This is a genomic window from Corynebacterium sp. HMSC073B01 (assembly GCF_001838255.1).
Lineage (GTDB): Bacteria > Actinomycetota > Actinomycetes > Mycobacteriales > Mycobacteriaceae > Corynebacterium > Corynebacterium jeikeium_D.
Genome location: NZ_KV836187.1, coordinates 109,571 through 130,677, shown reverse-complemented (window position 1 = coordinate 130,677; position 21,107 = coordinate 109,571). Strand labels below are relative to the sequence as shown.

16 protein-coding genes and 1 tRNA gene are annotated in these 21,107 nt (G+C 64.6%); 5 read left to right on the top strand and 12 right to left on the bottom strand.

All coding sequences use genetic code 11. The features are described 5' to 3' along the window. Positions 1-3: 3 nt before the first annotated feature. Genes HMPREF2849_RS10775 through HMPREF2849_RS10765 form a run of 3 tightly spaced genes read right to left on the bottom strand, consistent with a single transcriptional unit; the run spans position 4 to position 5,415 of the window. Positions 4-1,044: a MazG nucleotide pyrophosphohydrolase domain-containing protein gene (locus tag HMPREF2849_RS10775; protein ID WP_070549398.1), complete on the bottom strand. Its 1,041-nt coding sequence runs from the start codon at positions 1,042-1,044 to the stop codon at positions 4-6. A 7-nt stretch (positions 1,045-1,051) separates the two neighbouring features. Next, positions 1,052-4,678, bottom strand: a complete 3,627-nt coding sequence (gene mfd, locus HMPREF2849_RS10770) for a transcription-repair coupling factor (RefSeq protein ID WP_070862998.1) — start codon at positions 4,676-4,678, stop codon at positions 1,052-1,054. 44 nt (positions 4,679-4,722) lie between these two features. Then, entirely contained in the window at positions 4,723-5,415 is a 693-nt protein-coding gene (locus tag HMPREF2849_RS10765) for a TetR/AcrR family transcriptional regulator (RefSeq protein ID WP_101687444.1), read from the bottom strand. A gap of 99 nt (positions 5,416-5,514) precedes the next feature. On the opposite strand from HMPREF2849_RS10765, the gene HMPREF2849_RS10760 reads away from it, so the two are divergent. From HMPREF2849_RS10760 to pth, 5 genes are all read left to right on the top strand, one after another. After that, positions 5,515-5,585: transfer RNA gene (locus HMPREF2849_RS10760), tRNA-Gln, on the top strand. 87 nt (positions 5,586-5,672) lie between these two features. Then, positions 5,673-7,163 (top strand): bifunctional UDP-N-acetylglucosamine diphosphorylase/glucosamine-1-phosphate N-acetyltransferase GlmU, encoded by a 1,491-nt coding sequence (glmU, locus tag HMPREF2849_RS10755; protein WP_070429657.1) that lies wholly within the window; start codon positions 5,673-5,675, stop codon positions 7,161-7,163. Between the two features lie 7 nt (positions 7,164-7,170). After that, the gene (locus tag HMPREF2849_RS10750) at positions 7,171-8,148 is read left to right on the top strand and encodes a ribose-phosphate diphosphokinase (RefSeq protein WP_016423206.1); all 978 of its coding nucleotides are present in this window, start codon (positions 7,171-7,173) and stop codon (positions 8,146-8,148) included. Positions 8,149-8,398: 250 nt separating this feature from the next. Next, entirely contained in the window at positions 8,399-9,040 is a 642-nt protein-coding gene (locus tag HMPREF2849_RS10745) for a 50S ribosomal protein L25/general stress protein Ctc (RefSeq protein ID WP_049192845.1), read from the top strand. 147 nt (positions 9,041-9,187) lie between these two features. Beyond that, positions 9,188-9,796 (top strand): aminoacyl-tRNA hydrolase, encoded by a 609-nt coding sequence (gene pth / locus HMPREF2849_RS10740; RefSeq protein ID WP_016423208.1) that lies wholly within the window; start codon positions 9,188-9,190, stop codon positions 9,794-9,796. A 178-nt stretch (positions 9,797-9,974) separates the two neighbouring features. Here the strand turns inward: pth and HMPREF2849_RS10735 are convergent, their stop codons facing one another. From HMPREF2849_RS10735 to HMPREF2849_RS10690, 9 genes are all read right to left on the bottom strand, one after another. After that, entirely contained in the window at positions 9,975-11,708 is a 1,734-nt protein-coding gene (locus HMPREF2849_RS10735; protein ID WP_070862997.1) for an ABC transporter ATP-binding protein, read from the bottom strand. Further along, complete coding sequence (locus tag HMPREF2849_RS10730; RefSeq protein WP_070862996.1) at positions 11,705-13,483, bottom strand: ABC transporter ATP-binding protein; 1,779 nt, start codon at positions 13,481-13,483, stop codon at positions 11,705-11,707. Before HMPREF2849_RS10730 ends, HMPREF2849_RS10735 begins: the two co-directional genes overlap by 4 nt. Further along, positions 13,480-14,163, bottom strand: a complete 684-nt coding sequence (locus HMPREF2849_RS10725) for an SAM-dependent methyltransferase (RefSeq protein ID WP_070862995.1) — start codon at positions 14,161-14,163, stop codon at positions 13,480-13,482. Before HMPREF2849_RS10725 ends, HMPREF2849_RS10730 begins: the two co-directional genes overlap by 4 nt. A gap of 106 nt (positions 14,164-14,269) precedes the next feature. After that, a complete protein-coding gene (locus HMPREF2849_RS10720; RefSeq protein ID WP_070862994.1) occupies positions 14,270-15,007 on the bottom strand; it encodes an ABC transporter permease in 738 nt (245 codons plus the stop codon). After that, positions 15,004-15,756, bottom strand: coding sequence for an ABC transporter permease (locus tag HMPREF2849_RS10715; protein WP_016423213.1), 753 nt, complete (start codon positions 15,754-15,756; stop codon positions 15,004-15,006). Before HMPREF2849_RS10715 ends, HMPREF2849_RS10720 begins: the two co-directional genes overlap by 4 nt. Next, entirely contained in the window at positions 15,753-16,796 is a 1,044-nt protein-coding gene (locus tag HMPREF2849_RS10710; RefSeq protein ID WP_070862993.1) for an ABC transporter ATP-binding protein, read from the bottom strand. The genes HMPREF2849_RS10715 and HMPREF2849_RS10710 overlap by 4 nt, the downstream gene beginning before the upstream one ends. 211 nt (positions 16,797-17,007) lie before the next feature. Further along, positions 17,008-17,532 (bottom strand): AMP-binding protein, encoded by a 525-nt coding sequence (locus HMPREF2849_RS11605; RefSeq protein WP_371259695.1) that lies wholly within the window; start codon positions 17,530-17,532, stop codon positions 17,008-17,010. Positions 17,533-17,920: 388 nt separating this feature from the next. Then, complete coding sequence (locus tag HMPREF2849_RS10695; protein ID WP_224783743.1) at positions 17,921-20,122, bottom strand: ATP-binding cassette domain-containing protein; 2,202 nt, start codon at positions 20,120-20,122, stop codon at positions 17,921-17,923. Positions 20,123-20,229: 107 nt separating this feature from the next. Further along, on the bottom strand, positions 20,230-20,811 hold the full coding sequence (locus tag HMPREF2849_RS10690) for an ECF transporter S component (protein WP_224783742.1): 582 nt from the start codon (positions 20,809-20,811) through the stop codon (positions 20,230-20,232). Between the last annotated feature and the right edge of the window lie 296 nt (positions 20,812-21,107).

Here is a 21,107-nt window from a genome sequence, read left to right as displayed (position 1 = left end):
AAACTAGCTGTCGCTTTCCGACGGGCCGAGGTCCTCAGCCTCTTCGTTATCTTCGCTGCCCGCTGCCCACTGCTCAACACTGCCGGCCTGCTGATTCTCCATCTGAGCCAGCTCAGCCAGGAATGCGCGTGAAGCCTGTCGGGTCCGCTCTTCAGCACCGGACTCAGTCTCCAGCCCCGGGGTCGGGACCAGAATCTCCACTGGAATGTCTGCATCGGACAGTCCCTGCGCACGTGCGCGGCGGATGGCTTCCTCAGCCAAAGTCAGAGCTGGCAGCTGTGTGGCCGGGTTCGAGCGCGGACGTCCGCGGCCGTAAGCCCACAGTCGCTCCTGTTCTTCCTCCGACACCATCTCTCCCTCGGCCACAGTGCCGTCGAAGAGGTACGGCTGACGAGCGCGCATCTTCAAAATAAAGTCGGTCGCCACATCGTCGAAGTCGAAGCCCTCCGCGATTTCAGCGTGGAAGAGGATCTGCAGCAGCAAATCTGACAGCTCGCTACGAATGTCACCGCCCTCGTTGACTGCGTCGACAAACTCGTAAGTCTCTTCAATGAGATACGGCAGCAGGCTCTTGTGCGTCTGGCGAGCTTCCCACTGCCCCGTGCGCCGTGCTGCCGCCATGATGTCCACGGCCTCGACGACGTGGGGCAGACGAGCTGCGGCAAGCTGTTCCTGCGGAGTCAGCGGTTCTGCAACAGGCTCTGCCCCTGGCTCTGCAACCGGTTCTGGCTCAGGTTCTTGCACCGAGTCCTGCTGGGGAGCCGCCACAACCCGAGCTGCCGGAGCTGCTGGGTCCGGCGCATCATCCAGCTCGACCGAGTAGACCTTCTCGCCCGCATCGAGGCGATCGAGTACCTCGTCGTTTCCCATATCGGTGGTGACCAGAATCTCCGCCTGGGACACCGAGTGCCCACCGGCGTCGGCAATTGCCCAACGCACACGGATCGGGACTTCTTCGGTGTAGCTGACTTCACCGGTCAGCAGGCTAGCGGCTTCCAGCGGAATCGCAGTTGGAAAGCGGCTATCGAGCTTGATGATAGTCATACGGTTTCTAGTCCTTTCCCATGTGCGAGATATCCATACGTGGAATTCCCGCCATCGATGTCAAGAAGTCTGCTACCCACTGCACCAATGCAATATCGCGGACAGGTTTTGCCCGCAACCCTCGCCCTTCCTTCGGCATTCCGACGGAAACCGTGCGCGTTGCCGCACGATAGGTCGCCTGTGGATACAGGCGCTTGAGACGCACCTGCTTGGAGTCAGCAAGCTCCATAGGGGTTATTCTAATGTGCGCACCCATGGCTTGAACTTCATGCACGCCGAATTCCCGGCAAATAATTCGAAGTCGTGAAATAACCGCCAGTCTCTCCACCTCAATGGGTGGGGTTCCGTAACGGTCAACGAGCTCTTCGAGCACTACGTCGATATCGTCCAGCGCACTGGCGGCAGCAAATTTGCGGTACGCCTCTAGACGCAGGCGTTCCGACGACACATATTCGGCCGGAATATTCGCATCGACCGGCAAATCGATCCGAACTTCCTTCGGTTCGTTATCGGAAGCATCCGGAGTTTCACCATCAGCCACTGCCTTCAGCGCGGCCACGGCCTCGCCAACCAGTCGGACGTACATATCGAAGCCGACACCGGCAATGTGACCGGACTGCTCCGCACCGAGGATATTTCCGGCACCGCGCATTTCCAGGTCCTTCATGGCCACAGCCATACCGGCACCCAAGTCATTGTTCTGCGCAATCGTGGACAGACGGTCGTAGGAAGTCTCCGTCAGCGTCTGATTTTCCGGGTAGAGGAAGTAGGCATAGGCGCGCTCACGGGAACGGCCCACGCGACCACGCAGCTGGTGCAGCTGGGAAAGACCCATATGGTGGGCGTTTTCCACAATCAACGTATTGGCGTTGGCAATATCCAGGCCGGTCTCCACGATGGTGGTACACACCAGCACGTCGTACTCGCGCTGCCAGAAGCCATCGACCGTGCGCTCCAGCTGCTCCTCCCCCATCTGACCGTGGGCCACTACCACGCGGGCCTCGGGCACCAAATTGCGGATACTCTGGGCGACTTTGTCAATGGTTTCCACCTTATTATGCAGGTAGAACACCTGTCCGTCGCGAAGCAGCTCTCGCCTGATAGCAGCGGCGACCTGCTTGTCGGACTGCGCGCCGACGTATGTCAGCACCGGGTGACGATCCTGCGGCGGGGTGAGAATCTGGCTCATCTCGCGGATGCCGGCAATCGACATTTCGAGCGTGCGCGGAATTGGCGTTGCGGACATGGTGAGCACGTCGACGTGGTGCCGTAGCGCCTTGATGTGTTCCTTGTGTTCGACGCCGAAACGCTGCTCCTCGTCAACGATGACCAGGCCGAGTTCTTTCCACTGCACGCCGGTCTGCAGGAGACGATGCGTGCCGATAACAATGTCGACCGTCCCGTTCTTCAGCCCTTCGAGGACCTCCTTGGAGTCCTTCGGCGAGGTAAAGCGGGACAGTCCACGGATGGTGACCGGGAAGCCCTCCATACGCTGAGTGAAAGTGGTCAAATGCTGCTGTGCCAACAGCGTAGTTGGCACCAACACTGCTACCTGACGGCCATCTTGAACAGCCTTGAAGGCAGCACGCAGTGCCACCTCGGTCTTGCCGTAGCCGACATCGCCGATGAGCACGCGATCCATCGGCACCGGCTTTTCCATGTCGGACTTGATTTCGTCGATGGCCTGAAGCTGGTCCTCAGTCTCGGTGAAGGGGAAGTTATCCTCCATCTCCTGCTGCCATGGCGTATCCGGCGCGAACGCGTGGCCCGGCGCGGCTTGGCGCTCGGCGTAGAGCTTGACCAGCTCTTCCGCAATCTCGCGGACAGCGCCACGGGCCTTGCGCTTGGTGGACTTCCAGTCCGAGCCGCCCATCTTCGACAGCGCGGGCTTTTCACCGCCGACATAGCGCGACAGCAAATCCAGGCTCTCCATCGGCACGTAGAGCTGGTCCGAGGGGCCTCCGCGCTTGCTCGGTGCGTACTCGAGCACCACGTACTCGCGGCGAGCCTGATCCTCGCCCGTGCCGATGGTGCGCTCAGTGAGCTTCACAAACCGACCAATGCCATGCGTGTCGTGCACGACATAGTCACCGGCCTTCAGCGCCAGCGGATCCACCTGACCACGGCGCTTCGCTGGCTTGCGGCGCCCACCAAGCGCGCCTTCCGCGATGCGGTTACCTGTGATGTCCTGCTCGGTAATCAGAGTCAGCGCGCCACCGGGGATTCGCGGGAACACCAGGCCACCGTGCAAAACACCCTGGTAGACCGTAATTCTTCCGGACTCGGGATACTCCGGGCCCGCCGCCATGCGCGTCGCAATTCCGGCTTCCCTAAACTTTTCCGCTTGCCGACGCGCCCCCGCGGGCGTCGCCGCCACGTACGCCACTCGCTCCCCCGCGACCGTGGCATCGCGCAGCTGCTTCATCAGGTGACCAATTTCCTTTAAGTCGCCGCGTGGCGCGGGCCCAGGCTCGAAGGTCAGTGGCAGCACATCATCTTCGGTGACTCCCGCCTCCAACATGCCGGGCGGGGAAATATGCCACGAAGTGGGCATCGGGATAGAGGCCAAGCTGCGGTACGCGCTGGGCTCCAGCCCATCCGTGGCGATTGGCGCCGAGCCACCCATCGCAGCAGTTTCCCACGCTGCGGCCATAAACTCCTCGCCTGCACTGATCAAGTCTTGTGCGCGGGAGCGAATGCGCTCCGGCCCGCACATGAGCACATGCGTTTTCTCCGGCATGACCTCGGTGAGCATCTTCATCGGATGCTGACTAATCAGCGGAATCAGCGATTCCATGCCCTCCACCCACTGGCCATCGCCGATGCGGGTGAGCATTTCTTGGACCTGACCCGAGCGCGTGGTGGCGAGTTTCTCCGCGGCGGCCTTCACGTCGTCGTCGATAAGCAGTGCACGACACGGGAAGATATCCAGCTGGTCGACCTCTACCTCAGAGATCGTGCGCTGGTCAGCGACGGAAAAGGCGCGCAGGTCGGTGACCTCGTCACCCCAGAGCTCGATACGTACCGGCAGCTCTTCGGTCGCAGGGAAAACATCGACGATGCCGCCACGCACGGCAAACTGGCCACGCCTGCCGACCATGTCCACATGCGAATAGCCGTGATGCACCAGCCGCTCAACCAGGTTCTCGCAGTCCCGGTCCAGTTGGACGTGAATGGGGGCGCTGGCTTCAGCCTCAAGGTCGTCCACAATCGGCTGCACCAACGAGCGCACCGCCGCAATCAGAACGTCGACCTTGCCCCGGCGAACGTCGTAAAGCGCCTTACGACGCTGCGCCACGGTATCCACCGCTGGCGAAAGCTTCTCATGCGGGAGCGTCTCCCACGAGGGGAACATAGCTACACGATCGCCGATCATCGACTTGACCTCGGCAGTCAGGTCCTCCGCCTCACGGCCGGTAGCCGTGACGACCAGCACCGGCACCTTCGTGGACATGGCGTAAATAAGGTGCGAACGCACCGCGTCCGCACCCGTGAGCGCCAGCTCGTCTTCGCCGATGCGCCCGAGCACGCCGACAAATTGAGGATCCGTGACAACGAGGCTTTCCAGCCCCGACAGCGGGTTCGGCAGAATGCTGGGTGTGGCTTTCGCCGAGGAAGACGCAGAAGTTGGCATAGCCCCAATATAACCATGCACCCCGGATCCACCCTGCGTGCTGGTTAGCCGTTCTCCGCCACCTGCATCGGGTCCGCTGCAGCACCTGCTCCAAACTTCGCGCCCTCAGCGGCCGCTGGCACATCAGCGGAACCATGCAGAGTCGGAGAACCCTCCATGCCGGCCAGCCCGTTCCAACACAGGTTCACGATGTGCGCCGCCACCGTCTCCTTATCCGGACTGCGCTTCTCCATCCACCAGCGAGCGGTCTGCGAAACCATACCGACCATGCAGTTTCCGTAGAGCACCGACATGGCCGGGTCGAAGCCGGCGCGTTTGAAAGCCTCGGCAAGGATAGGCGTAATCGACTCAGTGGCATTATTCAGCAGCGTCTCATAGCCACCCGCCACGCCGGGGTCGCGAGAAATAATGGAGAATCCCTCCGGGTTTTCCTCCACATAAGTCAGCAGTGCCAACACCGCCTGTTCGATGCGGTAACGCGAGCGTCCCAGGGACAACGCTTCCCTAATCGTGGCCTCCAGGGTCTTCATCTCCTGGTCGACGACTGCCTGGTAGAGCCGCTCTTTGGTACCGAAATGCTCGTAGACAACCGGCTTTGATACCCCAGCTGCGGCAGCGATCTCCTCCATTGAGGCGGCATCAAGCCCCTTGGCGGCAAAGATTCCACGGCTGACTTCTGTCAGCTGAGCTTTGCGCTGTGGACCGGTCATACGTCGTCTCGGAGAATTGGAGGCCATGCTTTTAGATTAGTGGCTAAAGTCTTGCTATCGTATATCGCAGGCGCAAGCGAGTTGGCTGAGTCGAATCAGCCATGCAATTTTTCGCGTTTGCCCCATTCTCCCATGGTGTAATGGCAACACTCCGGTTTTTGGTACCGGCATTCTAGGTTCGAGTCCTGGTGGGAGAGCAAGCGGGGGGCCGGCCCCTTAATTAAGAAGTGACTTTTCGCCCCGCCGTGACCGTGATGCACCCTGACCGAGGAGTAGCAAGTTTCATGTCGAACGGTTCGGCCACCGCTGTGGTCATTCTCGCCGCGGGTCAAGGCACCCGAATGAAATCCGATACGCCGAAAATGCTGCACGCTATCGGCGGTCGTACCATGTTGGAGCACGCGCTCTATGCCGCCAAGGGCATTAATCCGGATGAGATTGCTGTTGTCGTTGGCCACCAGCGCGAAAAGGTAATCGACGCCATCGGGACTTGGGCCTCGGACACCGAGCACTCCAACGGTGTCGTCATTGCCCACCAGGACGAGCAAAACGGTACCGGCCACGCTGTTCAGTGCGCGCTGGAGCACCCCGAGCTGCAGAACTTCGATGGCACCATCCTGGTGACCACTTCCGATGTTCCGCTGCTGGATTCCGAAGCGCTCCAGGCGCTGCTCGAAGAACACAACCGCAAGCCACGCGCTGCCGTGACTGTGCTGACCTCCACTGCTGACAACCCGCACGGCTACGGCCGCATCGTTCGCAACGCCGACGGCGAAGTTCTGCGCATCGTGGAGGAAAAGGATGCCTCCGACGAGGAACGCGAGATCACCGAGGTCAACTCCGGTGTCTACGCATTTGATGCCGAGACCCTGGCAAACGCTCTCAAGCAGCTGGACACCAACAATGCCCAGGGCGAGCTCTACCTCACCGATGTCATCGGCATCGCCCGTGAGGCCGACCGCTCAGTGCGAGGCCACCGCCTCGCCGATGCCACCGTCGTCGCCGGTGTCAATGACCGCGTCCAGCTGGCTACCCTTGGCCGCGAGCTCAACCGTCGCACCTGCGAGGCAGCTATGCGCGGGGGCGCCACTATCGTCGATCCGGACACCACGTGGATTGACGTTGAGGTGGAAATCGGCCGCGACGTCACGATTCTGCCGGGCACGCAGCTGCACGGCAAGACCGTGATTGGCGACGAGGCCACCGTGGGACCGGACACGACACTGACCAACATGGTCGTCGGCAAGCGCGCCAGCGTCGTACGTACACACGGTTCCGATTCGGAGATCGGCGAGGATGCGACGGTCGGACCGTTCACCTACATTCGCCCGAACACCAAACTCGGTGTCGGCGCGAAGCTCGGCGGCTTCGTAGAAGCGAAGAACGCGCAGATCGGAAACGGTTCGAAGGTTCCGCACCTGACCTACGTCGGCGATGCGGAGATTGGCGAGCACTCCAACATTGGTGCCTCCAGCGTGTTCGTGAACTACGACGGTGTCAACAAGCACCGCACCATTATCGGCTCGCATGTTCGCACCGGCTCCGACACCATGTTCATCGCTCCGGTGACCGTGGGTGATGGTGCGTACTCAGGTGCAGGTACTGTTATTAAGGACGACGTTCCTCCGGGAGCATTGGCGGTCAGTGGTGGCCGTCAGCGCAACATCGAGGGATGGGTCGAGCGGAAGCGTCCAGGTACCGCTGCTGCTGAGGCATCGAAGGCGGCTCAGGTAGCTGACAACGCTGACAACAACAAGGAAGACCAGGAAGGCTAGACGGCAGATGACCGGCCAGTGGATCGATAACCAAAAGAACCTCATGCTCTTCTCCGGAAGGGCACACCCGGAATTGGGCGAGGCAGTTGCCAAGGAGCTCGGCACAGAGCTGACTCCGATGACCGCTCGTGATTTTGCCAACGGCGAAATCTTCGTGCGCTACGAGGAATCCGTCCGCGGTTCCGATGCCTTCGTACTGCAGGCGCACCCGGCACCGCTGAACAAGTGGCTCATCGAGCAGCTGATTATGATTGACGCGCTCAAGCGCGGTTCGGCCAAGCGCATCACCGCTATCCTGCCGTTCTTCCCATACGCCCGCCAGGACAAGAAGCACCGTGGCCGTGAGCCGATTTCCGCTCGCCTGGTCGCTGACCTGCTCAAGACCGCAGGCGCTGACCGCATCGTCTCCGTGGACCTCCACACCGACCAGATTCAGGGCTTCTTCGATGGCCCGGTCGATCACATGCACGCCATGCCGATTCTGTCGGAGTACATCAAGAAGAACTACTCCCTGGACAACCTGGTCGTGGTCTCCCCTGACGCCGGCCGTGTGAAGGTTTCCGAGAAGTGGGCCAACACCCTGGGCGACGCCCCGCTGGCCTTCATTCACAAGACCCGTTCCGTCGATGTCGCAAACCAGGTTGTCGCCAACCGCGTGGTCGGCGAGGTCTCCGGTAAGACCTGTCTGCTCATCGACGACATGATTGACACCGGCGGCACCATCGCCGGCGCTGTCAAGGTGCTGCGTGAGGCTGGCGCTGAGGATGTCATCATCGCTACCACGCACGGCGTCTTCTCCGACCCAGCTCGCGAGCGCCTGTCGAAGTGCGGTGCCCGCGAGGTCATCACCACCGATACCTTGCCGCAGTCCACCGAGGGCTGGGACAACCTGACCGTCCTGCCAATCGCACCACTGCTGGCTAAGACGATCCACGAGATCTTCGAAAACGGTTCCGTCACCACCCTCTTCGAGGGTCAGGCATAAGTTCTTTCCGCTTGCCGACGGGCACCCCGCCGCGACCAGCAACCTAGTTTTGCTGGTGGTGGCGGGGTTTGCTGTTTGACCTGTTAGTCCACTACAATTTCTCCGGTAAGTCTCGGCGAGGGCGGCCACAGTAGGTGGTTGCCGTTATCGACGCGACGCTCGCAGCCCAACTTTTGCGCCCACGGTGGCATGGATGCGGCACGTGCTCGACTCGACGACTCAATATCGAATCGTTTAGGAGTCCATTTTCATGGCAAAGCCCAACATCATCAAGATTGATGCCCGTAACCGCACCGAGTTCGGCAAGGGTGCCGCTCGCCGTGCCCGCGTTGCTGGCGACATCCCGGTTGTCATCTACGGCGCTGACCTGGATGCCCCGAAGCACATCCTCGTTGACACTCTGGATTTCCACGCTGTCATCCGTAACCACGGTGTCAATGCTGTTCTGGACGTCAACATCGAGGGCGAGTCCCAGCTGTCCATGGTCAAGGCTGTTGACCAGAACCCGCTGACCCTCGACATCGACCACGCTGACCTGCTCGCCATTCACCGTGACGAGAAGGTTGAGGTTGAGGTTCCGGTCGTTCCGACTGGCGAGCTCGCTCCGGGCGCCCTGCTCATGCAGGATGCCGAAACCATTCTGGTCAACGCACCGGTTCTGGCTATTCCGGAAGAGATCGAGGTCTCCGTCGAGGGCGCAGAGGTCGGCACCATGGTTCACGCCGGCGACGTTACCCTGCCGGAGGGCCTGGTCCTCACCGACGACGCTGACCTGCTCATCTTCAACATTGTCGAGCCGGAGGAAGAGCCGGCTGGCGACGTCGATGCCGACATCGAGGGCATGGGCAAGGCTGAGACCCCGGATGAGCCGGCTGAGGAAGAGGCTGAGTAATTCAAACGCTGAATGGCTCTATCTGACTGAACCAGTACAGGCTTTCACGTTTAGCTAAAAAGGGACGGACACTCTGGTCCGTCCCTTTTTTGTTCTTGAAACTCCCCGAAGCCAACAGACCGCGCACCGTGTGCCAAGATTGAATTCATGAACGCCTCCACCACACCTCTGCTTGTCGTGGGGCTCGGCAACCCTGGGCCCAAATATGAACTCACCCGCCATAACGTCGGGCATCTGGTGCTAGATGAACTAGCGAGCCGCACTTCTCCGATGCCTTCGTCGTTTAGCGTGCATAAGAAGTCCAACGCTGAGATTGTGCAGACTCGGTTTAAGACCTCCGATGGCGGCGAGCGACAGGTGATTCTGGCTAAGCCCCGGACCTACATGAATCTGTCGGGTGGTCCGATTGCGGCGCTGGCCAAGTTCTTCAACGTCGCGCCTACCGACGTCGTGGTAGTCCACGATGAGCTGGACCTGGACCCGGGCGTGGTACGGCTTAAGCGCGGCGGGGGCGAGAATGGCCACAATGGCCTGCGCTCGACCACGAAGTCGTTGGGCACGAAGGACTACATGCGGGTGCGTATTGGCATTGGCCGTCCTCCGGGCCGCCAAGATCCGGCGGACTACGTGCTGCGTAATTTCAATGCTAAGGAACGCGAGGAGCTCGCTTTCACTCTGCCCACTGCTGCGGAGGCGGTGGAGCTAATCGCCAGCCACGGGCTGGAGATTGCGCAGAACCAGATTCACGGGCGGTAGCAGTAGCGGGAAGGGGGCTATTTTCACGTTCCCGGGAGCTTCAGTCTTTACAGCTCGTCGGTGTTCGTGCTGCTCGGCGTTTTCGTCGGCGTTTTCGCTCTGTCCACCGAGCGCCTGGCGGTGGGATTCGGGAAGCTGCGGCAGGGCGCCCGTGAGGGCATCGACCAGGTGATGAGGATCAGGCGCCCGAGGAGCTCCCCGTCCGGCACGCCCACGACTCGGCGTAGCGGCCGCCCTTCGCCAGCAATTCATCGTGCGTGCCCCGTTCTGCGACCGTCCCGTCCTCCGAAAGCACGACGATGAGGTCGGCATCGCGAACGGTGTGCAGGCGATGGGCGACGACAATCACGGTGCGATCGCCGCGCAACGCCTCCATCGTGCCGACGATCGCCCGCTCAGTGGCCGCATCCAGCGAGGACGTCGGCTCGTCGAGAAGCACCACCGGGGAATCCTTCAGAAGCGCCCGGGCGATGGCGAGGCGCTGCCGCTCGCCTCCCGACAGCAGCGTCCCCTCCTCCCCCACCGGGGTATCCCACCCGGAAGGCAGCAGCTCCACGATGCGGTCCACCCCGGAACGCCGGGCGGCCTCGCGCAAGCGATCCCCGTCACCGGGCTCGGAACCGAATCCGGGATCGGCGAAGACCACGTTGTCCCGCACGGACGCGTCGAAAAGGAACGTCTCCTGGAACACCGGGGTCACCAGCGAGTTCACGCCGTCGGTGCCAATCCGAGGCAAGGGTACCCCGCCGATGAGGACCTCCCCCGAGTCCGGATCATGAAAACGCGACAGCAGCCGCATGACCGTCGTCTTGCCCGCCCCCGACGGTCCCACTACGGCAACCAGCGCTCCCTGAGGTGCACGGAAGCTGACGCCGTCGAGAACCTTCTTATCCCCGTACCCGAAGCTCACGTCGCGGAACTCCACGTCATGCCCGTCGGGCAGCTCCGGTGCGGCAGGTTCGGGAAGGGCGGGGATTGCCCGCAGGTCACGCAACGCAGCCAACGTGTTGCGGCCCGCACCGAAACCGCCGGACAACGCTCCCGCCGTGGTGATCGGTCCGGTGAACTGGACGACCACGATGAGCATCGGCGCCAAATGCGCCGGCGCCATCCCGCCCGTCGCGGCGACTGCCACGGCGACTATCCCCGCCGCCGTGAACACCGCATGGACGACCGAACCCAGCCGTCCGATGGCCGCCCCCTGCGTCGACGTCGCCTTCGCGAACGCATCGTGTTGGGCCCGGATTGCCTCATCCACCATCGCGTCCGCCGCCGAACCGTCGCCCGCGGCGCGAATCGCCTGCTGGCAGCGGGTGAACTCGATCAGCCTGCCGGAGACGGCAGCGACGGCGTCAGCATGCGCTTCGTCCGACTCCCCGCCGACGCGACCAATGGCCCGGTAGGCGAAGAAGATCACCGGCGCCGACGCGACGAGAACCAAACCGACGCGCCAATCCACCGCCAGAATTCCGAAGGCGATGACGGTCGGCGCAACCGCCGCGGCGATGACAGGCCGCAGGATCACGTGCGGCACGGACGCCGCGAACGCGATACCCGACGATGCCATCTCCGAAAAGCGGCCGGCCGTGGACTTGGTGACGTACCCGAGTGGCAACGTCAGCACGCGTTCGCCCAGAGAACGCAGTAGGGACGACAGTACCGCTGCGGAATTCGCCCTGCCGACCGTCCCCGCGGCGAGAGACAGCACCGCATGGGCGGCCGCGAGGCCGGCGATGACGCCGGTGAAACGCCACGCCGTCGCATCATCTCCCTCGGCCAGAGCCGACAGCAGCGGCAGCAGCGCGACGAACGCCGCTCCCTGAGCCAGCGCGGCAAGCGCGGCCAACGCAATGAGCCACGCCAGCGTCATTCTCGAGCGCCGATCCGTCATCGACCACAAGTCCCGAATCATCGGTTCCCCGCCTTTTCATCGTCTAATTCAGTGCCCCGCGGGGCGGATGGTTCGTCGTCGAGCGCGAACGCGCGCCACAAATCCCGGTAGCGGCCACCGCGCGCAAGCAACTCGTCGTGGGTACCCGCCTCCGCGACCGCTCCCCCGTCGAGAACGAGGATGCGGTCGGCGTTGCGGATCGTGCTCAACCTGTGCGCGATCACAATCACCGTCCGTGAACGGGCCAAACGCTCGATTGCGGACTGGATGAGGGCCTCGGAAGCCGGATCCGCGTAAGCGGTTGCCTCGTCGAAGATGAGCACCGGCGCGTCCGTGACGATCGACCTCGCGATGGCCACGCGCTGCGCCTCACCACCGGAAAAGGTCACGTCGACGTTGACCACCGAATCCAGGCCCTTCGGCAGCGCCGCGATGACCGCATCGAGGTTCGCGAGCTTCGCGGCCGCCATGATTTCGCCGTCGGTGGCGTCTCTCCTGGCCAGCCGGATGTTCTCCCGCAACGGCAGCGTGAGCAACTGCGGATCTTGGAACACCACCGACACCGAGCGGTGCACGTCACGCACGGCGATGTCGCGAAGATCGGCGCCGCCCAGCAGCACCGAGCCTTCAACGGGGTCGTAGAAACGCGCCAACAGCCGGGCGACGGTGGACTTTCCGGAACCGGAGGACCCCACCAGCGCAGTGAGGGTCCCCGGTTCGAACGTCGCGGACATCCCGTCGAGGACCCGCGGCCCATCGCCGTAGGAGAAGACCAGGTTCCGGGTCTCGAGCGCGCCTCCGCGCGCGGGCACCGGATCGGCGGGCTCGACGATCGGCGGCGTGCCCAGCACCTCCGCGATGGACTTCAGGGCAGCGATCCCCGCGATGATGGGTTCGGAGTTCATGGCCACCCGCACGATCGCCGCGGAGAGTCCAAGGCCGAGAACCAGCCCGGCGACGAGCCCCTCCGGTAGGCCGCCCGCGGCGTCCCTCAGAGCGAGGCCGGCCCCGCACACCACTGCGAGGACTGTGATCGGGGACGTCACCACGTCGATGACCCCGAGATAGATGTTCGACTGCCGGGACCAGGCAGACCACGCACGGACGAACGACAGCGCCGCGGCATCGTAGCGACCCGCGCCCTGGTTGGCGCGTCCGAAGGACTTCATCACTGAGATACCTCGCACCAACTCGATGACCGCGGCCGTCACTCCTTCGGAGGCTCGCTCGTAGTCGCGCTGAAGACCGGCTCCGCGCGAAATCATCACACCCATCAGGGAGAAGGTGACCAGCACCGGGACGACCGCCACCGCCGCAATCCGCCAATCCACCGCAACGAGCGCGATGAGGGAAAGCATGGGAACCAGCACCGCCACCACGGTCTCACCGACGGTGTGGCCCATGAGCTGGTGGATAGCCGCGACGTCCTTCTCAACCGACCCGATGATTCCCGACGAGCGCCGGGCGTCCAGCCAGCCCAGCGGCAACTTCCGGATTTGGGCGACCAGCCGGCGCCGAAGGTGGAGCTGCAGGTCGTTATCCGCCCGGTGCGAGAGCATGCCGGCGGCGCCGTCCGCGGCCATGCGCACCGTTGCGGCGACGACGATGACAGCCACGGCCAACCACGTCCGATGCTCCGGGGCCTCCGGGTACGTCATCGCGATGTCGATGATGCCGACCAGAGAAGCGACGGTAGCCACCGACGACAGGACGGATAACGCGACCACCGCACGCATCCGTGTCCGGATCGGGGCGAGCAGTGACCACGGGCCTACAGTCCCGTCCACGGCGCTCACTTGCCCGCCTCCCCGATTGCGCTTTTCTTCGTGAGAGTACAGAAGTACACCATGCCGGCGTGTGAGGCTCCGCCCAGCTTCAGCCCGTTGGCTTCGGCGAGGTCCTCGAGCTCGCTGTCCCGGAACACCCGGTGGCCCATCTTCGCCATGATGGCCATGTCGACCCGCTCGTTCACGTCGGGATCCTCGGCGAACGTCTGCACGTAAGCGATGCCGTCGTCGGCGAGCAGCCCGGCGACCCTGCCGAGCGCGGCACCCGCATCCTTCATTTGGTGGAGCGCGCCGCACACCCAGATTTCATCGGCCCCGCCGGTCTCTCCCGCGAGCGGCGCGAGGACGTCGGCGACGTGGAATTCCGTCCGGGCCCCGAGCCCTTCGACGGCGGCGCGTTCGCGGGCGATGCGGATCGCATTGGGCGACAGGTCGTAGCCGACGATGTTCGCCCTGCGATAGCGAGGCTCGGCGGCGAGCATGCGGGAGAGCCACCCGGTTCCGCAACCGAGGTCGAGAACCCGGGCCGGCGCATCCGGCCCGGGATCCAGCGCACGGAGCTTCCGATACACGGCGGCGGCGTCCATCGGTTCACGCGCATAGCGGCTGAGGAACCTCGGCTGGACCTTGTCCTCGTAGGCCACGAGGAGTCTGCGGTTGTTCTGGACGATCTGGGCAATCGACTTCATCTGGTTCTGTCTCCGGGTGTGTGGGCCGCGTCCACGCGGCGGTTTCGGGTTAGGTGCTAGGGTTCGCGGGCCGTCGTCGGCGGCGCCGCGCCCGTGGACGTGCCCGTCATGCAGACTCCCCCGGCCTCGTTTTCACGGCGATGCCCCACGCCGCGAGCACGGCGATGCCTAAGAACCAGGCCGCGCAGACCACCAGCCCCGCAGCCCCGGTGCCGTTGACGGCCTCGCCGGCCGCGGATACGGGGGTGTGCCCGGCGATTCCGCGCAGGAGAGGACGGAAGTGGTCGGCGGGCATGAGCACCGTGTTGACGAACATCGCAACGATGATTAACGGGATGAGGGCCACGGAACCCTGGGGGCTGGTGATGGAGAACGCGATGTACGTGCCGGTGCATGCGGCCGCCGCGGCAACCATCGCGCCGGTCACCGCGATCCTCCACCACCAGGACACCTCCGGGGGGCCGTCGGAAAGCAAGGCGGCCACCGCCGCGACAACGACCGTCATCGCCATGATCCGGATGAACTCGGCAATAATCCGTGCGGCCGGCACGGCCGCGTACGGTGACGGCATGGTGATTAACCGCTCGTGGAAGCCATTGCTGCGTTCAACGAACACGGTGGACGATCCCGTGATGGCCAGGATGAACGCCCACGCCGTCACGACCAGGATGACCGCGTTCCGGAGTTCGAACTCTCCGGTGAGCTGCCTGACCAGGCCACCGAACATGCGGTTGACGATGAACAGGTACACGAGCGGAGCAATGAACGTCATGAACCAGAAGTCGGAGCGCCGCAGCCAAATGTGGACGATGCGCCGCAGATGCACGGAGACGGCGTCGATCATGATTCGCTCCTCGAGGTGAACCGGCGGATGAACAGGACGATTCCGGCGACCACCGCGACGCCGAGCCACAGGGCTGCCTCTTCCCCGGCGCTATCCGGGAAGGCGTCCGGGGACGCCGCCCTGATCACCTCGATCATCGGCGAAAACGGCATGTGACGTACGACGTCGCGCAGGGAGCCGTCCAAAGCGGTCGCCGGAATGAACGCGGTGGAGAACATAAGCAGCAGCATTTCCAGCGCCTGGATCGATGAGGCCGTCGACACCGGGGCGGGCACCATCAGGATCACCCCGTCCGTGACCAGGGACAGGACCGCCGCGGCGAGCAGCGACCACAGGACAGTCCACGCGACGTCACCGACAGCCATGTCGAGTCCACAGGCCCACGCGACGACCAGCAGCGCCGCGATCGACGCGGACATCCGCAGCAAATCGGTGGCGAGCCTGCCGGCGACATAGCCGCCTGTGGCCCCGGGCAACACGCGCACGCGGTCAACAAGCCCGGATTCGACGTCCTGTCCCACCGCCATCGCCGACGCCGCGGCGGTGAACATCGCCGCCTGGAACAGGCAGCCGCCGAGCACGAAACGCAGGTACCCGAAGCCGGATTGCCCCGCCGAGTACCCAAACACCGCGTACAGGCACAGCAGGAAGAGGGGCGGAACTACGAACATGGAGATCAGCGACGCGGTGTTGCGTCGCAACAGCAGCAGATCCCGACGGAGAAACGCCGCGACCGACGTCGCACTCATCGCGCCGCACCCCCTGCGTTCATCGATATGAACACCTCGTTGAGGGTGGGCGGCGACACGCTCAGCGAATCCGGCAACGCTTCCGAGGCCTCCATCGCCCGCGCCACCGCCTCGAGGATCCGTGGCCCGGGGTCGACGTCGAGGGACACCGACTTCCCCGCGACGCGGGCGTGGTCCAGGCACGTTCCCCCGAGGCAGCGGGCGAACGCCTCCGCCCCGGCGGCGGTGGCGAAGGACACGCGGAGCACGTGCGACCCGAAGTCGCGGCGCAATTCCTCCGGCGTTCCGCTGGCGACGATGCGGCGGTCCTTGAGCAGATGGACGTGGTCTGCCAGCGCCTCCGCCTCTTCCAGGTACTGGGTGGTCAGCACCAGGGTCATTCCGTCGTCCCGCAGCTGCCGGATGAAGCCCCACAGCTCTTCGCGGCTGACCGGGTCCAACCCCGTCGTGGGTTCGTCGAGGAACAGCAGCCTGGGCACGACGCACAGCGACGCGGCGATGTCGAGGCGCCGCCGCATGCCACCCGAATAGGCCGACACCAACGTCGAGGCACTGTCTGCGAGCGAGAATTGCGCGAGTAGTTCCGTCGCGCGGGCGGCCGCGTCGGCGCGGTCGAGTCCGCGCAGCCGCCCGAAGAACTCCAGGTTCTCCCGGCCGGTGAGGTTCTCGTCGATCGCCGCGAATTGGCCGGTGGTGGCAATGTCGGCGCGCACGCCCACCGGATCCTCTTTCACATCGCGCGAGAAGATGCTCACCTCGCCGGAGTCTGCGGTGATGAGCGTCGACAGGATTCGGATGAGAGTGGTCTTGCCTGCGCCGTTGTGGCCGAGGAACGACACAATCGCCCCGGCGGGCACGGTGAAACTCACGCCGTCGAGCACATGCTTGCGCATCCGGGCACCGCGCTTTCCCTTGCGCCCGCCGTCCGGCGGGGCACCTGCCCCGCCTTCGGGCGGGGTGCCCGCTTTGCCCGCAATCGGGTAGCTCTTCGTGAGGTCGCGGACGACGATCGCCGCACCTCGTTCAGCTTGATCCATCATCGTTTCCCCTTTTCTTTGGTATCGCAGTGGGCCGCTGTCGGCAGCGGCCCCGTGGTCGGGTTGTCATGCGGCACCTCGATATGAATGCCCGCATCGCGGGCGAAGGCGAGGACCGGTTCGAGGAGCCGGGGGTAGCCGACGAGATCCCGGCACCCCGGCGCGACCGGCTTCCCCGCGACCGCCACAACGGTGGCGGCAGCAATCGCCGCGGTCATTTTGTAGGAACCCGGGCCAGTCGCCCGGACGACGGTCGTCTCGGCCGGTGCCTGGTCACGGCCTCGAACCACCTCGGGGGATCGGCGACCACCTCGGAAACCGGCAGCAACACCTGGTCGTAACCACGAAAAAGGGCGTAGACGTGGAAGCCGATCAGCGAAAGGTTGTGGGTCAAAGGTAGCCACGTGAGCATCTTGTTCTCGTACCGGTGTGCGTGGCGTGGGATCGTCGCGCGCAGACCGTTCAGCACGGACTCGTTGGTTACGATGACGCCCTTTGGCGATCCCGTGGAGCCGGACGAAAACTGGATAAGGGCTTCGCCGGCCGTCCCACCTCGCACCGGGAACGCGGGGACCGCCCCGGAGCCATCCCCGGAATCCACGTCCCCCGCCTGAGAGAAGTCCGATTCAGCATCACCCGGCATCGCCGCACCCGGTTCCGCGGCAGCGTCATTGACGATGGACACGTCGAGCAGCCGGTCCTCGCCCACGACCACGGCACCGTTTGCGCCGGTGAGCAGCGTGTGACTGCGTTCGTCGACCAGGATCGGGGCCCGGGCATCATGTCCGAGAGCGTCCGCACCCTGTCGACGTCAACCGGGCCCGCCACCGCCTCCGCATGGACCCGGCCATACGGGACGAAGACGTCCCGCCGATTCTCGACGAAGGTGATCCCCTTTTTCGTCTCATCGGCCTTGTCCCGAAGCACGTCGCTGATGGTCCGGATCGTGTTCATTGGTACCTCTTTCGGTTGTCGGCGCCATGCCGGTGCCGGGCGGACCGGGCCGCATGGCGTGACCCGGCGGATGTGTCTGAAGGGTTGAAAGGGTGACGAAACTGGGTTGGGCGCGTCTCCGCACAAGCTCGGAAACGCTCGCGGGCCCGGGACCCGCCGGTTCCGGGTGCCCGTCAAGTCACTGCGGACACCAGGGCGGCGACGAAGGCCGCGGCGGACGCTGCGGCCACGAACCCGTCACGCACTCGCCAGGGGTAATCGGTGCGGAAGGTGCGCCGCGGATGGCGGCCGAAGTTGCGCATCGCCAGGGTCAGGGACAGCTTTTCGGCGCAGCGCACGGCGCTGACGAACAGGGGAAAGGCGATGCGCGCGGGCGTCGTCGCGCGGATGAAGCCGGAGCGGAAAGACTGCCCCGGTCGCATTGAGCGCAATCTAATCGCCCATGTCAGATGGGGGATTTCGCTGCGCAGGAACGCCGCGATGCTCACCCCGGAAATCGCTATGGTGCACCATGTGTAGGGCACCCGGAGGCGTTGCACCATGGCGTCGAAAAGCTCCTCGACGCGCATGCACGCGGAGACCAGGACCGTCCCCGCGAACACGGCCGTCAGCAGCAGTCCGTGATGGATGCCGTGGCGGACGGCCTCCGCCGCATCCCCACCTCCGTAGAACTCGGAGCGCCACCCGAGCAGGCCGAAGAACACCCCGATTAACAGGACGAGAAGGACCTTCCCCGCCGTCGCCCGAACGTCGCGTTCCGCGATCGCAGCGAGTGCGAGGAACGCGACCACCGTCAGGGCGAGAACGGCGTCTCCGCCGTAGAGCAGCCCGGCGACGAGGACGAGCATCACCGCCGCGACAATCGTGATGGCGTTCAACCCCGCGCGCCTTCGAGCGGCGGATCCACTGGTCCAGGGGCTTTCGTCCAAGGACGTCCGTGCGCCGGCCGCGGGCAGTGCACGATCCCGCCGGGACGACTCCGGGGAAGCCGGCACGTCGGCTGCGGGACCGGACCAGGCGACCTTCCCTTCGGCGACGATGCTCGCCCGATCCGCCCACGTTCGCGCGGCACGGCGGTCGTGGCACGTGAACACAACGGTTCCGCCGGCCCCGGCGTATTCCGCTAGGGCATCCAGTACGATGCGCGAGCTCGGCGAATCCAGGTGCGCCAACGGCTCGTCGAGAAGCAGCAAACGGCGATTGGCCGCCACCGCCAGGAAGATGCCCAACCGTCTTTTCTGTCCGCCCGACAGGACGAACGGCGAGACGGGGTCAAGTGCCCGGGGGCACAGGGCTTCCCGCAGTTTCCGCAGCTCATCGGCGCCGAGTGGTCCGTGCGGGTCCGTGCCGGCCAGCGCGGAGTCGATTTCCGCGGCGACGGTCGCGCGGGTGAACTGGTGCTCGGGGTTCTGGAACGCCAACGACGCGAAGGCGTCGGGCACGCGCCGGGCGGACGCGCCGTCAATCCGGAGGTCCGCTCCCGCCGTCATCTGGCCCGACAGCACCGCCAGCAAGGTGGACTTACCGGCTCCGTTGGCACCGACTAGGGCATGAATCTCGCCCCGTTCCAGTGTCAGATCGGCCCCGTTCAGGATCCTCTCCCCGCCTCGGGCCACGTGGGTTCCGGTCAAGGCCAGCAGTGGAACGGCATCCGCCTCCGATTCCGGATCGGGACGGTCCGGCGCCCCCGTGCCCGGCGTACTGGCGTCCGGCGTTCCGGCGGTCGCGGCCGTCGTCGCAATGCCCTTCACCGCGATGCCATCCGGCGCTCCGTGGGCGGCGACGCTCCCGTCCGCATCGAGGACCGTCACCGTGTCGACCCACCCGTCGAACGGGCGGAGGTCGTGCTCGATGAGCAGGATAACGCGCCCCGGGGCCCGCAAATCACGGATGGCGGCGAACAGCGACCGGCGACCGTCCTCGTCGACGTGGGCCGCGGGCTCGTCGAAGATCATGACCTCCGGCGCCCTGGCCACCGCACCGGCGATGGCCATCCGCTGGCGTTGCCCGCCCGACAAAGCCCACGGATCCTTCTCCGCGAGCTCTGACAGCCCGACCTCCGATAGAGCCTCGGCTGATCGCTTGGCGACGATACCGGCTTCCACGAGGGAAAACTCGAGGGCCATGGCCACGTCATCGACGACTCGGAGCGTGAGCACCTGCGTCGCCGGGTCTTGCCCGACGAAGGTGACCCGGTCCCCGTCCACGGGGCGTTCGGTGCCGTCGGCATCGATGATGTGCACGAATCCGGCATGGTCGATGGGGATGTGCGAGGGGATCAGTCCAGCGATGAGGTGGGCCAGGCTCGTCTTTCCGCATCCCACGGGCCCCGTGATGGCGTTGATCGTGCCGAAATCGAAGGAGAGATCCACCATGTCGGGTGCCCATCGCCCATCGGCGTGCCGCACACCTGCACCACTAACCCGTAACCGGGCCGGGGCCGTCCCGCGTGTCGCACCGGCGCACGCGGGTGCTCCGCCGGTCACCGGGTGACCCCGCGGCTGCGAAGCCCCTTTGCGACGGCAAAGCCCAGGACCAAAAACACCAAGCTCGATGCCAAGGCTACGGCGAAGCTGATCAGGGTCATGGGCGTGGTCGGCGAGTCGACGCCGACTGCGCGCGGGGCCATCGTTCCCATCAGCGCGGAGAACAACATCGCCGAGGCCACGAACTGGGGACGCGTCCACCGCCGGTACAGGGTGACCATGAACGGAAGCTCGATGAGCAATCCTTCCATAATCAGCGCCCCGATTGCGGCGACGCCGAACGGGGTGGTCGCCGCGGACACGACGCCCATGGCAAGGCACGCGATGAGGCTCGCGCCAAGCTTGCGGACGACGATGAGGGGAACAACGCACTGCAGGAACCACAACCCGAGCGTCGCCGCGACGAGATAAACGTGGGCGATGCCGGCAAACACCTGCAGGTAGGTCAGGGGCACGATGATGAGAGACCCCGCAACGCCGATCGCGGCGGCGACGAGCATGTCGCGGGTGGATGGTCGGCCACCCGCTGCGACCGGTGCGACGTGCACCAACCGCCCGTCATCCGTCTGCGACGCCACCGCGTCCCCGGCTCCCCCTCCGGAGAGGGGTTCTCCGGTCGATCCACGTTTTCCGTTCATCGTCGCCGCCTCGCTTCCGTTGCCGATTCCCGATCGGGAACACCACCTGAAACAGTATTAGGTTAGGCAATGCTTATCGCCTTACGCCAGGCTCAATTTACTGAAATTACCCCCGCCCCCCCGAACGAAAAACCGCCTTCCCAGCGTGCTCACAGAGATTCGCCCCGTACTCGAGCGCGTCTTTGCAGGCGAGATTCTCTCCCGCACGCTGGTGCTGGACTCGCTCATCCACTACG

What these genes read in the sequence shown, in the direction of transcription:
- HMPREF2849_RS10775 (WP_070549398.1), bottom strand. Translation starts at nt 1,044, where the DNA reads ATGACTATCATCAAGCTCGATAGCCGCTTTCCAACTGCGATTCCGCTG.
- mfd (WP_070862998.1), bottom strand. Translation starts at nt 4,678, where the DNA reads ATGCCAACTTCTGCGTCTTCCTCGGCGAAAGCCACACCCAGCATTCTG.
- HMPREF2849_RS10765 (WP_101687444.1), bottom strand. Translation starts at nt 5,415, where the DNA reads ATGGCCTCCAATTCTCCGAGACGACGTATGACCGGTCCACAGCGCAAA.
- glmU (WP_070429657.1), top strand. Translation starts at nt 5,673, where the DNA reads ATGTCGAACGGTTCGGCCACCGCTGTGGTCATTCTCGCCGCGGGTCAA.
- HMPREF2849_RS10750 (WP_016423206.1), top strand. Translation starts at nt 7,171, where the DNA reads ATGACCGGCCAGTGGATCGATAACCAAAAGAACCTCATGCTCTTCTCC.
- HMPREF2849_RS10745 (WP_049192845.1), top strand. Translation starts at nt 8,399, where the DNA reads ATGGCAAAGCCCAACATCATCAAGATTGATGCCCGTAACCGCACCGAG.
- pth (WP_016423208.1), top strand. Translation starts at nt 9,188, where the DNA reads ATGAACGCCTCCACCACACCTCTGCTTGTCGTGGGGCTCGGCAACCCT.
- HMPREF2849_RS10735 (WP_070862997.1), bottom strand. Translation starts at nt 11,708, where the DNA reads ATGATTCGGGACTTGTGGTCGATGACGGATCGGCGCTCGAGAATGACG.
- HMPREF2849_RS10725 (WP_070862995.1), bottom strand. Translation starts at nt 14,163, where the DNA reads ATGAAGTCGATTGCCCAGATCGTCCAGAACAACCGCAGACTCCTCGTG.
- HMPREF2849_RS10720 (WP_070862994.1), bottom strand. Translation starts at nt 15,007, where the DNA reads ATGATCGACGCCGTCTCCGTGCATCTGCGGCGCATCGTCCACATTTGG.
- HMPREF2849_RS10715 (WP_016423213.1), bottom strand. Translation starts at nt 15,756, where the DNA reads ATGAGTGCGACGTCGGTCGCGGCGTTTCTCCGTCGGGATCTGCTGCTG.
- HMPREF2849_RS10710 (WP_070862993.1), bottom strand. Translation starts at nt 16,796, where the DNA reads ATGATGGATCAAGCTGAACGAGGTGCGGCGATCGTCGTCCGCGACCTC.
- HMPREF2849_RS10695 (WP_224783743.1), bottom strand. Translation starts at nt 20,122, where the DNA reads ATGGTGGATCTCTCCTTCGATTTCGGCACGATCAACGCCATCACGGGG.